Origin of the sequence: Mesorhizobium sp. M1A.F.Ca.IN.020.04.1.1 (assembly GCF_003997315.1) — a bacterium.
Classification (GTDB): domain Bacteria; phylum Pseudomonadota; class Alphaproteobacteria; order Rhizobiales; family Rhizobiaceae; genus Mesorhizobium.
Window position 1 is genome coordinate 1 of record NZ_RZSN01000157.1, and the last position, 13,908, is coordinate 13,908.

The window sequence follows — 13,908 nt, forward strand, 5'->3', positions numbered from 1 at the left end:
GTCTTGCTTTCATGGTCGCTGACCGGCAGCATCTGCGCGATCAGCGAGCCGATCGCCCCGCCGGTCATGATGATCGGCCCCTCGGCGCCGAACGGTCCGCCGGAGCCGATCGAGATCGCCGACGACAATGGCTTCAATACCGCCACTTTGGCGTCGAGCCGCGAGCGGCCGAGCAGGATTGCTTCGATGGCTTCCGGAATGCCGTGGCCGCGGATCTTTTCGCTGCCGAAGCGCGCCATCAGCCCGATGACCAGCGCGCCGATCACTGGAACCAGCACGGCGGCATAGCCGAGCGGCGTGTCCTCGAGCCTGAGCTCGGCCAGTGTGAACTGGCCGAAATAGGCGATGTTGGTGGCGAGCCTTATCAGCTTCAACAGCGCGATGCCGGCAAACAGCCCGGCGGTCGCCACAACGACTGCGATGGCGGCGATGATGAGCACCCGCGGATCGGTGGTGAAGTCGCGGAGATGGCCGTTTCCGGCATGAGCGGATTTCATTGGGGAGCCTGAGCTTTCTGGCGGCGCGGTACCGTCCGGTTGTCGGCCGGCTACATATCGTAACACGATACAATTCTTCAAGGCCGTTTTTGGTGGTTGCTCCGCGTCATTTTGGTCATGGATGCGCCAGGCTTTCATAAGAGTTGAGCTTTGGCCGGAAAGGGCGATAAGTCGTGGCATGACGCATCCGAAGAAACCACGTCCCGCCATCAGCCAGGCCGACTATCAGCGGCTTTCGGAGTTCCGCTACCTGATCCGCCGCTTCCTCGAATTCAGCCAGTTGCAGGCGAATGAGGCGGGCTTGACCCCGCGCCAGCACCAGGCGCTGCTGGCGATCAAGGGCTATCCCGGCGGCGGGCCGGTGGCAGTGGGCGATCTGGCGGAGCGGTTGCGCATCCGCCACCACAGCGCCGTCGAACTGGTGAATCGGCTGAGCGAGGCCGGCTTGGTCGCGCGGGATCAAGATAAGGCCGACCACCGCCGCGTCCTGCTGCAACTCACCCCGCTCGCCGACGACCGTCTCGCCGAATTGTCGGCCGCCCATCTCGACGAGCTTGCCCGCATCGAGCCTATGCTCAAGCGCCTGCTTTCGCGGCAGGAGCCGGTTTGAGCGCTACATCCAGCGCTGTCCTTCGCGACGTCTTGGGTGTTTTGTTCGCCCGCGATTCCGGGCGGAACCGCTATACAGTTTTCCTGGAATAACGAGTTTCAACCGCCGTCCAGCGACTTCAAGAGGTTGTCGATCGTGAACGGATTGGACTTGGGCTTCGGCGGCTCTGGAACGGAACCGTCGTTGACGCCGGGAAGCGACCGGTCGACTTTTGGCGCCTGCTCAGCCGCCCTGCGTTCAGCTTCCAGCCTCGCCTGCTCGGCACGCTTGCGATCCGCCTCGGCCTGGGCTTTCGCGGCTGCGGCCTGTTGTTCGGCCTTTGCCTTGGCGTCGGCATTCGCCGCTGCTTGCGCATCAGCCTCCGCCTTGGCACGCGCCTCGGCCTCGGCCTCGGCCTGAGCCTTGGCATCGGCTTCCGCTTTTGCCCTTGCCTCTTCTTCCGCTTTGGCTTGCGCCTCGGCTTCTGCCTTCGCTTGCGCTTCCGCTTCGGCATTCGCCCTGGCTTCAGCCTCGGCTTTCTGCCGCGCCTCTTCCTCTTGCCGGCGCAGTTCCTCGGCCGCCCGGTCGCGCTCCGTCTGCAGCGCAGCGTAGTAGCGCACCTCGCGCCGCAGCCTCTGCTTCTCGAGCAGCGCCGCCTGCATCGCCTCGACGCGCTGCTGCTCCTTCTCCAGCGCGCGCTGGGTCAGGAACTGCGCCAGCGGCGCGCTGTCGAACTGGAGCGACGTCGCCCCGATCTGGCCTGCAAGGCTGAAGTTCACAGCCGGTTCGGAGCCGACAAGCGCCTCGTCGCCCGGTCGATAGGTGATCGCTCCCTTGGCGGCCAGCGTGCTCGCATCGAGGTCGGCGGTAACTTCCGCCGACAGCGTCGCCGCCGGATTGTCGAGGCTGATCGGCGGCGCCCGCAGCGTGCCATTGGCAACGGTGAAGGGGATATCGGTGTTGCCGGCCGCGAAACTTCCCTGTCCGGCGATCTCAGGCGCGAAGCCGGCGGTCTTGGCGGCATCGATGTCGCGTCCGATTGCATCGGCCTTGGCGATGACGGGGGCAAAAGCATCGGGATTGATGCCGGCGATGGTCAGTCCCTTCAGCGCGGCCGTGCCGGACCCTGACAGGGCGGCGATCATCGCATCGACAGACTTGCCGCTGGTCGACAGCGCGGCCGAAATGTCGCCGCTGCCGCTGATTCCGGCGCCAGGCAGCACTGCGGCAAGATCACTGCCCGCCAGCTTCAACTGACCCGATAACAGGCCGGTGCCCTCCGTGTTCTTGAGCTCGAACAGGCCGGTCAGCGTGCCCTCATAGAGCTTGGCTTTGAGGTCCGAGACACGGATGCCTTCCCGGTCGAGCTTCAGCGACAGCGTCGCGTCATGCGCAGTCGCGAACGGTCCGGCGGCAAGGGCCGCCGTGTTGAGGTCGAGATCGGCGCTGAACGGCAGGGTCGATTTCCGGCTGAACGGCGTCGTCGGCCAGCCACCGTCCTTCCCGGCGAGGAAGGACTGGTCGCCGAACAGCGACACCGCCAACGGATCGAGGTCGAGCTCATCAAGCGCCAGCGCGCCGGCAAGATGCGGCAGTCCGTCTTTCATGTCGGCGTTGACGTCGCCGGACACAGTCGCCTTGTTGATGGCGCCGCTGAGCCCGCTCAGCACCAGAAGCCCATTGCCGAAGTCGGCATCGCTGGCGAGCGAAGCCGACGTCCCGGTGCCCATGCCGGGCAGCCCGACGCCGGTCGTCATCAGCCATGGCTCGATATCGACGGCGTCGAGATTGACCTTGCCCTTGGCGGTGGCGCCTTGCTCTGTCTCGGCGATCGTCCCGTCAAAGCTCGCCCTGAAATCGTCGGCCGTCAGGTTGAAGCTGGTTGCCAGACCGCCGCCCAGCGAGCCTTTGGCCGTGATATCGGTGGTGGCCTGTCCAAGCATGCCGAGCGGCAGCGCCGGCAGGCCGTAGAGTGCAAGCAGCGTGGCGGCGTTCTCGTTCCTGGCATTGAAGGTGATCGATACCGGCGCATCGGGAAGCCGATCCCGCGTCCCCCTGCCCGAAAGCGAAGCCGAGAAGGCGGAACCGCCGGCCTTGCCTTGCGCCGAGAGCGCGAGTCCGGTGGTGCCGTCGCCATTGTCGGCGGCACTTGTCACCAGGTCGATCCGGGCGTCCTGGAACAGCTCCGGATAGGCAGCAACACGGGCAGCCAGGCCTTTCAGAACCTGATTGTCCGGATAATGCTGGGCTGCGACATCTATGAGCGGCTTGAGATCGACGGCCACCACGGATGCGTCGAGCTTGCCGGTCGGGCTTTCCGGAAAATCCTTGATGCGCCCGGTGGCGCTGATTGAGGCGCCGGCGAGCCCTCCGACCGAGAGCCGGTCGATCTCGAGCAGGCCCTTGCGCAGCCTCAACGCCGTATCAACTGTATCGGCGGTCAGCCCGGCGGCGCTGACCGGGCCCGCCTTGATCTGGAAATCGAGGTCGCGGTCGGAGAAGCGGTTGGCGCCCTTGTCGCTGACGAAGATCGAGGCGAAGGCCGCCAGCCCATCGACGTCGAGCTCGCCGCCCTCCAGCTGCATCAGCACCGAGGGCCTGGCGCCATCGGGCTGGCTGGAATCGATGCGGCCGGAAAATTTCGCCTTGCCGAGGATCAGTTCGAGGTCGCTGAACGACTGCCGGTTCTCGCTGAGATCGACCTTGGCCTTGAAGCCCGCCGCCGGCAGACGGCGGATCACGTCGTCGACATCCTTCGACAGCCAGGCGGCGAAACCGGACGGCTGTCCGACAGCAAGCAGCAGGGATCCGGTGAAGCCGAAATGGTCCTCGACGTTCAGCATGCCGTCGGCTTCAAGCGTCGCCCGGCCCGGCAGTGTCGCGGCGAGCGACTTCACCGACCACCCGCCTTCGGCCGGCTCCGCCGAGAGCCGCACGTCGCGAACCGTGGTATCGCCCGCCACCACGGCCGGCAGCCTGACCTCGACCGTGCCCGGTATCGTCGGCTTCGGCATGTGCTGAAGCGTCTGCTCGAACGCCGCGATACGCTGGTCGAGCGTCAATCCGGCACCTGCGGATGCGCCCACCGCCTCGTCGAACTGCACCTGCGCGCCGTTCGCTTCGATCGAAAAATGCGGTTTCAGGCCGAGATCGACCGAGGCCTTGCCGTCGGCGGTATAGGGGTTGTCGAGCGGTCCGGTCTCGAAGCGGAATTCGTCGACACCGAGCTTCTGATGGTCGAGCGCGAATTTGCCGTTCAGCCGGAAGCCGGGATCGGGCTTGCCGGCGCTGACCTTCACGGGCTCGCCCTCAGTGCCGCGCAATTCGGCCGAGCTCCTGTCGGCCCCATTCTTGTCAGAGGCCGAAACCTTGAACTGACCGGAATAGACCGCCGCGCCTCTGACGATGCCGGCATTGCCGTCCGTCTCGATGATGAGCGGATAGGCATCCGGGTCGGCTTTGAGTCTGACCCGCATCTGGCCGTCGGCTTCCGCTCTGCCGGTTGAGGCCGAGACTTCCGTGCGCAGTCCGTCGAAGCGCAGCGAGCCATCCATCCGCCACGGACCGGCGAGCGACTTTGCCGAAACGGTCGAGTTGATCTCGGAGATGAAATGGCTGCGCCCGCCGGCGGCATGGCGCAATTCGATCTGCCCTTCGGTCACCGTCAGCTTCTCGATCGCGATCTGTCCGGGATCAAAGGGCGTCGACGGCCGGATCGCCCAGTCGACCGTGCCGTCGCCCGCAACATCGATGGTCGCCTTCGGATGCACCAGCCGCATGTCGAAGATCAGCAGTTCGCCGCGCAGGAACGGCGCCAGCTCCGCGTCCATGGAGAAGGTCTCCATCGTCATCGCCGGCTGTCCGCCAGGGCCGCCTGCGACCTCGACATTGGAGAAGGTCACCGAAGGGAATGGCAAGAGCCGCGCGGTCGCGTCGCCTTTCACGGTCACCTTGCGACCGAGGATGGTGCTCGCCTCGCGCTCGAAATCGGCGCGGTAGCCGGTCCAGTCGACGAAATACGGCACCACCAGCGCCGCGCACAGCACCAGCACGAACAGGCCACCGAAGATCACGAACAGGCGAGCGAGCATCGGCCCCAAAGCCTAGGATTAAGTCAGCCGCACTCTACCCGCATCCGCGCGGCGATAAAGAGGCAATTCGGCTGCAACCCTCGGCGTCTAGGCTCTCGGCAAGATCTTGCCGGGGTTCATGATGTTCAGCGGATCGAGCGCCTGCTTGATCGTTCGCATGACCTCAACGCCATGGCCGAGCTCATGGCGCAGGAAGCCGACCTTGCCCTGGCCGATGCCGTGCTCGCCGGTGCAGGTGCCTTCCATGGCGATCGCCCGCATGTTGAGCCGCGCGACGAATTTTTCAGCGAGTGCGATCTCCTGCGGGCTGTCGACATCCATCAGCACCAGCACATGGAAATTGCCGTCGCCGGCGTGGCCGACGATCGGCGCGATCAGGCCCATTTCGGCAATGTCGGCTTCGGTCTCGGTGACGCATTCGGCAAGCCGGGAGATCGGCACGCAGACATCGGTCGAAAGCCCCTTGGCGCCGGGGCGCAGCGTCAGCGACGACCAGTAGGCGTCGTGCCGCGCCTTCCAGAGCTTCGTCCGCTCCTCGGCGACGCTGGTCCACAGGAATGGTCCGCCGCCATTCTCCTCGGCGATCATGCCGAAAGTCTCGGCCTGTTCGGCGACACCGGCGTCGCTGCCGTGAAATTCGACGAAAAGGCACGGGCTCTCGGGGTAGTCGAGCTTCGAATAATTCTTCATCGCCCGCATCTGCAGCGCGTTGACCAGTTCGATGCGCGCCACCGGGATGCCCATTTGAATGGTCGCTATCACTGCGTTGCATGCGGCCTCCAAGGTCGGGAACGGGCAGACGCCGCCGGAGATCGCCTGCGGAATGCCCTGCAGCCTGAGCGTCAGTGCTGTGATGATGCCGAGCGTGCCTTCCGAGCCGACCAAGAGCCGCGTCAAGTCGTAGCCGGCCGAGCTTTTCTTTGCCCGCTTGCCGGTCGTCACTGCCTCGCCGTCGGCCATCACCGCCGTCAGCGACAGCACGTTTTCGCGCATCGTGCCGTAGCGCACGGCATTGGTGCCGGACGCCCGAGTTGCCGCCATGCCGCCCAGCGAGGCATTGGCGCCGGGGTCGATCGGGAAGAACAGGCCGGTGTCGCGCAAATGGCGGTTGAGATCCTCGCGTGTCACTCCGGGCTCGACCGTGCAGTCGAGATCCTGCGGATTGACCGAGAGGATGCGGTTCATGCGAGAGGTGTCGATGGATATGCCTCCGCCCGGCGCATTGGTGTGGCCCTCGAGCGAGGAGCCGACGCCGAAGGCAATGACCGGCACACGATGCGCGGCGCAGGTGCGCACGATCTCCTGCACCTCCGGCGTGGTTTCGGCGAAGACGACGCCATCCGGCGCCTGGGTCGGGATGTAGGTGGTGGTGTGCGCATGCTGGTCGCGGATCGCCTCGCCGGTCTGAAAACGCTCGCCGAACCGCTGCTTGAGGATGCCGAGCGCGGCGGCGATGCCTTCCTCGTTGCGCTCGACGGGGTTGAGGTCGCTCAAAGCCATGAATTCCTCCGCGAATGGACCAGCGGCCACTCTTGTAATGCAGCTATGGATGATGCCTAAAGCAATTCCAGGAAAAGAGTGAAGCTCCGGAATTGCGCCAGAGCGAAGAGAACCTCACCAGCCAGGCCCTGTCCAGCGACGATCAAGGAAAACCAAATGACGATGCCCGCGCCGATCATTTCCAGCCCGATGGCGATCGAGAAGGACTGGATCGACTATAACGGCCATCTCAACATGGCCTATTACAACGTGCTGTTCGACCGCTGCTCGGACGAAGCATTCGAGCTGATGGGCATGGGACCGAACTATGCCAAGGACCGCCGCCTCACCATCTACACCGCGGAAGTCCATGTCTGCTACGTGCAGGAGCTTCACCTCGACCACAAGGTGAAGGTCTCGTTCCAGCTCATCGACCACGACGAGAAGCGGCTGAGGGCCTATCAGGAGATTCGCCACGTCGATGGCTGGCTGGCCGCGACGTCCGAGCAGCTTGCGCTGCATGTCGACATGGCCGGGCCGAGGGTCGCTCCCTTCCCGGCCGATGTGATGGCACAGGTTGAAGCCATGCGCGCCGCCCACGCCGCGTTGCCGATGCCGGAGCGTGCCGGCCGTTCGATCGGCATCAAACGCAAGAGCGCTTGAAAACCCGCACACCCGCGTTAACCTTACCAAGGTTTTAACGTGAACAAGCCGATTGAGTCTGTTGAACGACTCAGTGGCGCGTTCGAAAACCGCCGCACCGGGTTTACGCGCGGGCGGCAGGCGGAATGCGGTGCGAGGACAGTGCATGAAAACCGACATCAAGGTCGAAGTGGAGCGGTTGGCGGCCGATCCGCGCATCACCGACTATGATTTCTGGCGATCGTTGAAGAACGTCAACAACGAGATCTTCCACATCGCCAACAACAACGAGCCCATCCCCTTCGACATGATCCGCTGGCGCGCGATTCTCAAGCAGGCGCGCATCAGACGCGGTCACACTGAGCCTTCAGCGCTCCCTTAAACTGCCAAGCGGCGAGCGCGCCTCGACCGGCGACGACTGTATGATGGCGGTGTTGGTCATCGCATAGGGAATAATTTTGTCGATCACCCGCTCCAACTCGGCCACCGAGCCGACATGCGCGAGCGCGATGAAGCAATCCTCGCCGGTCACTCGGTCGCATTGGGCGATTTCCGGCAGGTCGCGAATGATCCCGGCCACCACGGCAAGCTGCCCCGGGACCGGCCTGATTCGCAGCCATGCCGACAGCTTCATGCCGAGCGCCGTCGGATTGATCTTCACCGTATAGGCTTCGATCACGCCATTCTCCTGCAGCTTGCGAATGCGTTCGGCCACGCTCGGCGCCGAGAGCCCGACGGCGCGCGCCAGTTCCGCCGTGCTGGTGCGCGCATCCTTTTCCAGGAGTCGCAGGATTTTCAGGTCCGCCGCATCCAGCTCGCCATTTTCATTTCGAAGGCGTTTCAAATAATTCTCTTTTCTTCAGAAGGTGAACGGTGATCGGAGCCGTGCATCATCCATATAAGTCGCGAAGTTCGCCTGCGATAATGACCCTATGAATTCTGAAGCGCAAGTTCATCCGACAAACCGGGCCGGCAGCGACACCGACGCTGCACGCCCTGCCCTCGCCGGACTGGCCGATGCGGTGCCGCCGCATGTCTGGTTCTGCGTCAGCGCGATCTTCCACTATCTTGGGCCGGCCTTCGCCGTGCTGCTGTTCGCTCAGGTCGGCGTGCTCGGCATGGCCTGGCTGCGCATCGCCACGGCCGCGCTCGTCTTCGCGCCGCTTACCAGGCCATGGGCGGTTTTCACGCGCGCCGACCGCTCGGCCCGCCTGCTGCTGTTGGCCTTCGGCGCCTGCCTGGCGGTGATGAACTGCGCCTTCTATCTGGCTCTAGACCGCCTGCCGATGTCGCTAGTCGCCGCGATCGAATTTGTCGGCACCATAGGCGTCGCGATGGTCGGCCTCAGAACCCCGCGCAATTTCGCGGCGCTCGCCATCGCTGTCGCCGGCACGTTGCTGCTCATCGATGTCAAATGGTCGAGCGATCCCGTCGGCCTGTTCTGGGCTTTTCTCAACGGCGCGCTGTTCATCGGCTATATCGTTTTGGGCCACCGCATCGCCCGAACTGGCCTCGGCATCGCCGGCCTCGGCACCGCCATGGCGATCGCCTTGCTCGTCGCGCTGCCGGTCGGCTTCAGCGAGGCGCTGCCAGCCTTCTCGGCGCCGCAACTGCTGATCGCCGGTATCGGCGTCGGCCTCTGCTCCTCCGTCATCCCCTACATTTGCGATCAGCTCGCCATGGCGCGGCTGCCGCGCGCGAGCTTCGCGCTCATGCTATCGCTCTTGCCGCTCACCGCGACCCTGATCGGCGTGGTCGTGCTCAGGCAGGTTCCGAGCCTCACCGATTGCCTCGGCATCGCGCTGGTTGTGGCGGGCGTCGCCATGCACAAGCCAGCGCCGGAGTGATCCGCCGCCGTCGAGGTGTGTTGAGCTTCAGGTCAGGCCGAGCCGAGAATGGTGGATTCCGAGACCGGAGCGGAGCGTACTTTGACGTACGTGAGCACCGGAAGCGCAGGAAGCCGCCATTCGCAGGCCGGGCTCACCTGAATATCAACACACCTCAGGCCAGTTTCTCCTTAAGGAAGGCGACCGTCCTTCCCCAGGCGAGATCGGCCGCCTTCTTGTCGTAGCGCGCGGCCGAGGTGTCGTTGTTGAAGGCGTGGTTGGCGCCGTCATAGACATAGACGGTGTATTCGATATGCGCGGCGTCGAGCGCCTTCTTGTAGGCGTCGATGCCGGCATTGATGCGCTCGTCCAGCCCGGCATAATGCAGCAGCAGCGCCGCCTTGATCTTCGGCACATCCTCGGCCTTCGGCTGCATGCCGTAATAGGCGACGCCGGCGCTGAGGTCCGGCGCATTGACGGCGAGCGTGTTCACCGTGCCGCCGCCCCAGCAGAAGCCGACCGCCCCGACCTTGCCGTTGCTGTCTTGGTAAGCCTTGAGATAGGCGACCGTCGCTACGCCGTCGGCCGCGACTTGGGCAGCATCGAGCTTGCTGAACATGTCGCGCGCCTTGTCCTCGTCGGCTGGCGTGCCGCCGAGCGGCGACAGGAAGTCCGGCGCCAGCGCGACGAAGCCTTCCAGCACCACGCGCCGGGCGACGTCACGGATATGCCCATTGAGCCCCCGGTTCTCATGGACGACGATCACCGTGCCGAGTTTGCCGGAGTGATTCGCCGGCTTGACCAGATAGCCCTTCATCTCGCCGCGGCTGCCGGGATAGGTAATGTCCTCGCCCTTCACCCTCGGATCGTTCTCGGCGACGATCGCCGCCTTGGCCGAATTCGCAGCCAGCATCGGCGCGATCGCGGCGGCCGCGGCGCCCGATCCAGCGAGCCGGGTCAATTGCTCCATGAAGCGCCGCCGGTCGAGCGTCAGATGCGTATATTCGTCATAGGCATCGATCATCGCCTGAGTGATGATGGGCTGTGTGACGACAGGCTTGGCGACAGGTTCGGCCATGGCTCTCCTCGACGACTGTTTGACGCGCAAGATAGGGTTAGAACGCGCACGGTCCAGTCATCCGCCGGCGACAACGGCACTCGATCCGAACTTCGACCATGACGATTGCCGGTGGCTTCTGCATCCATCACATTTTGGTCATTCCGAAAAAGTTGATGGTGCTGTCACGGTGGGACGGGAAACTGCGGAGCGGCCCCGCCCGGTCCGAACGGCAAAAAGGGGAATGCCGGGAACGTGATGGCCGCCGGCGTAGCGGCTGGCTGAGGCGGCGCTTGCTGTCGTCGCTGCAGGCGCTTGGCCACGTGCTCGGCGAAAAAGGCCGGCGCGATTGGATGTCCTCGTCTACTTGGGCAGCGTGTAAGCCATCACATAATCGCCCGGCTTGGTACCGACCGAGCCGTGGCCGCCGGCGACGATGACCACGAACTGGCGGCCGTCGGCGACGGTGTAGGTCATCGGTGTCGACTGGCCGCCGGCCGGCAGCCTCGCGCGCCAGAGCTGCTTGCCCGTCGTAAGGTCATATGCACGCAGATAGTAGTCGACGGCGGCCCCGAGGAAGGCGACGCCGCCGGCCGTGATCATCGGCCCGCCGATGCCTGGAACGCCGACCTTGAGCGGCAGGGGCAGCGGCGTCATGTCGTAGACGGTGCCGTTGCGATGCTTGTAGGCGATCTGGCCGGTTCTCAGGTCGACGCCGGCGACATAACCCCAGGGCGGCGCCTGGCAGGGAATGCCGAGTGGCGACAGGAATGGCCCCATCACCACCGCGTAAGGCGCGCCCTCATTGCGGTTGAGCCCCTGCTCGCTGCCCTTGGTGTCGCCGGGCGGCGGCACGTCCGCACGCGGAATGAGCTTCGACGTGAAAGCGAGATAGGTCGGCATGCCGAACATCACCTGCCGCACCGGGTCGACCGCGACGCCGCCCCAGTTGAACACGCCGAAATTGCCCGGATAGACCAGCGTGCCCTGCAGCGAGGGCGGCGTGTAGCGTCCCTCGTAACGCAGTGTCTTCAGTTCGATCCGGCACGCCAGCTGATCGAACATGGTGATGCCCCACATGTCGGCGCCGGTCAGCGGCTCCGGGTTGAACGACAGGTCGGACGACGGCTGCGTCGGCGAGGTATGATCGCCTTCGATCGCTCCGCCCGGTGCCGGGATTTCCTTCACCGGAATGATCGGTTCGCCGGTGCGCCGATCGAGCACATAGAGATCGCCCTGCTTGGTCGGCCCTACCAGTGCCGGCACCACGCCGCTCCCCGTCGTGATGTCGACCAGCGTCGGTTGCGCCGGCACGTCCATGTCCCACAGGTCGTGATGCACCGTCTGGCGCACCCAGCGCAACTGTCCGGTGTTGAGGTCGAGCGCAGTGATCGAGGAGGAGAATTTTTCGACATTGGCGCTGCGGCCCATGCCGAGCTGGTCGGGCGTCTGGTTGCCGAGCGGCAGGTAGAGCAGGCCAAGCTTCTCGTCGGCGCTCGCCGTTGACCACATGTTGGGCGAGTTGTTGGTGTAGTTCTGCCCCGCCGGCAGCGGCGTCGTCTGATCCGGTTTGCCGGAATCCCAATTCCACAACAGCGCGCCGGTGCCCGCGTCATAGGCGCGGATGACGCCCGACGGCTCCTCGGTCGAATAATTGTCGTTGACCGCGCCCCCAACGATGATCTTGCCGGCGAGGATCAGCGGCGCCGAGGTCGAATAGTAATAGCCCGACTTCGGAAAGGGCATGTTGGCCATCAGGTTCAGCGTGCCGCCTTCGGCGAAGGACGGACAAACTTGCCCGTTCGCGGCATCGAGAGCGATCAGCCGGGCGTCCGAAGTCGGCAGGTAGATGCGTGCCGCGCAGGGCTGGCCCGCCGCGATCTTCGCATCGGCGTAATAGGAAACTCCGCGGCAGGTCTGGTGCTGGCGGTTGGGATCGAGCTTGATCTTCGGGTCGTAGCGCCATTTCTCCTTGCCGGTCGCGGCATCGATGGCGATGGCGAAATTGTGGGGCGTGCAGATGTAGAGCGCATCACCGACCTTGAGTGGCGTTACCTGATAGGTCGTCTCGCCGATGTCGTCCGGACCCTTCATGTCGCCGGTGCGGTAGGTCCAGGCCGGCTGCAGCTTGGCGACATTATCCGGCGTGATCTGAGCGAGCGGCGAGTAACGCTGGCCGAACGGCGTGCGGCCGTAGAAATGCCATTCGCCCGCCGGCATGTCGCCGCCGAGATTGGCCGTCGGCGTCACCTTATCGGTGGTGAGCGTGCCGCCGATGTCCTTCGGATCGGCGGTCATCGAATAGCCAGCCACTGCAAGCGATGCGAGCACCGCCAGGATGAGCGGAGCGCGTCCGTCCGGACCGGTGAATCCCCGCCTGGCCCATGGCGTCAGCAGCCAGAGCGCGATGAGAACGATGATGCCGCCGCGCGGGCCGAGCTGCCACCAATCAAAGCCGGTTTCCCACACCGCCCAGCACAGCGAGGCGAGCACGATCGCGGCATAGAGCCAGAGCCCTGTCGATCTGCGGCGGAAAACGAGCCAGGCGGTGATCAGGAAGGCCAGTCCGGTAATCAGGTAGTACCAGCTGCCACCCAACGTCACCAGCCAGATGCCGCCGCCGCCGAGGACCAGGCCGATAAGCAAAAGGACGAGGGAGGTGATGGTGACAGCCAAGACGATACTCCTTCGACTGTTGCGCGCTTGCGGCGCCTCTGAGGCAACGGCTTGCCGTCCCTGCCCTGTTGGCAGCTTTCTCTCGCAAGTTGCGCCTGTCAAGGCGGCCCCGAACAGGAACAACTAGAACAAAACGGAGACACTTCTGGCCTTTCGCTGCCGAATCACTACATTCGGGGGCGATGTCCGGCTTTTCGGAAGACATGCCCTTTTTTGACGAACCGAATGCGCGGCCCGCCGCCCCATCCGGCCTTGCCGCGCGCGCCATGGCCGCACGCAACGCGCAGAACCGTGCGCCCGATTATCTGAACGGCCTCAATCCCGAACAGCGGCTCGCTGTTGAAACGACCGAAGGCCCGGTTCTGGTGCTGGCCGGCGCCGGCACCGGCAAGACGCGGGTGCTCACCACGCGAATCGCCCACATCCTTGCCACCGGCAGGGCCTTCCCCTCGCAGATTCTCGCCGTCACCTTCACTAACAAGGCCGCGCGCGAGATGAAGCAGCGCATCGGCTTGCTGATCGGCGAGCAGAATGTCGAGGGCATGCCCTGGCTCGGCACCTTCCACTCGATCGGCGTCAAGCTGCTGCGCCGGCATGCCGAGCTTGCCGGATTGAAATCCGATTTCACCATCCTCGATACCGATGACGTGGTGCGGCTGATCAAGCAGCTGGTCCAGGCCGAAAATCTGGACGACAAGCGCTGGCCGGCCAAGACCTTCGCGCAGATGATCGACAACTGGAAGAACAAGGGCCTTGGCCCCGACGAGATTCCGGAAGGCGACGCGCGCAGCTTCGGCAACGGCAAGGGGCGCCAGCTCTACAAGGCCTATCAGGAGCGGCTGCAGACGCTGAATTCCTGCGACTTCGGCGATCTCCTCTATCACCCGATCCGCATCTTCCGCGCCTATCCGGACGTGCTGAGGGACTATCACCGCAAGTTCAAATACATCCTGGTCGACGAGTACCAGGACACCAACACCGCGCAATACATGTGGCTGCGCCTGTTGGCGCAGAGGCCGCAATCCTCCCCCCTTGAGGGGGAGGATTGCGG

11 protein-coding genes are annotated in these 13,908 nt (G+C 64.6%); 5 read left to right on the forward strand and 6 right to left on the reverse strand.

Annotation, left to right across the window (positions count from 1 at the left end):
- Window positions 1–497, reverse strand: a 497-nt coding sequence (locus EOA49_RS24860) for a chloride channel protein (protein ID WP_164749276.1), incomplete at its 3' end; no start/stop codon positions are given.
- 178 nt (window positions 498–675) lie between these two features.
- Between EOA49_RS24860 and EOA49_RS24865 the strand changes: the two genes are divergently transcribed.
- Window positions 676–1,107, forward strand: coding sequence for a helix-turn-helix domain-containing protein (locus EOA49_RS24865; protein WP_066990862.1), 432 nt, complete (start codon window positions 676–678; stop codon window positions 1,105–1,107).
- 98 nt (window positions 1,108–1,205) lie between these two features.
- On the opposite strand, the gene EOA49_RS24870 is transcribed toward EOA49_RS24865, so the two are convergent.
- Together EOA49_RS24870 and EOA49_RS24875 are read right to left on the reverse strand one after the other, a co-directional pair.
- Window positions 1,206–5,177, reverse strand: coding sequence for an AsmA-like C-terminal region-containing protein (locus tag EOA49_RS24870; protein WP_127243407.1), 3,972 nt, complete (start codon window positions 5,175–5,177; stop codon window positions 1,206–1,208).
- Window positions 5,178–5,264: 87 nt separating this feature from the next.
- Window positions 5,265–6,677: an FAD-linked oxidase C-terminal domain-containing protein gene (locus tag EOA49_RS24875; protein WP_127240216.1), complete on the reverse strand. Its 1,413-nt coding sequence runs from the start codon at window positions 6,675–6,677 to the stop codon at window positions 5,265–5,267.
- 156 nt (window positions 6,678–6,833) lie between these two features.
- On the opposite strand from EOA49_RS24875, the gene EOA49_RS24880 reads away from it, so the two are divergent.
- Together EOA49_RS24880 and EOA49_RS24885 are read left to right on the forward strand one after the other, a co-directional pair.
- On the forward strand, window positions 6,834–7,319 hold the full coding sequence (locus EOA49_RS24880) for a thioesterase family protein (protein ID WP_095779017.1): 486 nt from the start codon (window positions 6,834–6,836) through the stop codon (window positions 7,317–7,319).
- A gap of 145 nt (window positions 7,320–7,464) precedes the next feature.
- Complete coding sequence (locus tag EOA49_RS24885) at window positions 7,465–7,680, forward strand: hypothetical protein (protein ID WP_067323171.1); 216 nt, start codon at window positions 7,465–7,467, stop codon at window positions 7,678–7,680.
- On the opposite strand, the gene EOA49_RS24890 is transcribed toward EOA49_RS24885, so the two are convergent.
- Complete coding sequence (locus EOA49_RS24890; RefSeq protein ID WP_067323168.1) at window positions 7,666–8,142, reverse strand: Lrp/AsnC family transcriptional regulator; 477 nt, start codon at window positions 8,140–8,142, stop codon at window positions 7,666–7,668. The two genes, EOA49_RS24885 and EOA49_RS24890, sit on opposite strands and share 15 nt — an antisense overlap.
- An 88-nt stretch (window positions 8,143–8,230) precedes the next feature.
- Here EOA49_RS24890 and EOA49_RS24895 point away from each other — a divergent pair, with 88 nt between their 5' ends.
- Window positions 8,231–9,145, forward strand: coding sequence for a DMT family transporter (locus EOA49_RS24895; RefSeq protein WP_127243408.1), 915 nt, complete (start codon window positions 8,231–8,233; stop codon window positions 9,143–9,145).
- A 154-nt stretch (window positions 9,146–9,299) separates the two neighbouring features.
- On the opposite strand, the gene EOA49_RS24900 is transcribed toward EOA49_RS24895, so the two are convergent.
- Window positions 9,300–10,202, reverse strand: coding sequence for a dienelactone hydrolase family protein (locus tag EOA49_RS24900; protein ID WP_127241862.1), 903 nt, complete (start codon window positions 10,200–10,202; stop codon window positions 9,300–9,302).
- A gap of 342 nt (window positions 10,203–10,544) precedes the next feature.
- Window positions 10,545–12,857 (reverse strand): glucose/quinate/shikimate family membrane-bound PQQ-dependent dehydrogenase, encoded by a 2,313-nt coding sequence (locus EOA49_RS24905; RefSeq protein WP_127241863.1) that lies wholly within the window; start codon window positions 12,855–12,857, stop codon window positions 10,545–10,547.
- A 182-nt stretch (window positions 12,858–13,039) separates the two neighbouring features.
- Between EOA49_RS24905 and EOA49_RS24910 the strand changes: the two genes are divergently transcribed.
- Window positions 13,040–13,908: UvrD-helicase domain-containing protein (locus EOA49_RS24910; RefSeq protein WP_164749277.1), on the forward strand; the 869-nt coding region annotated here is incomplete at its 3' end.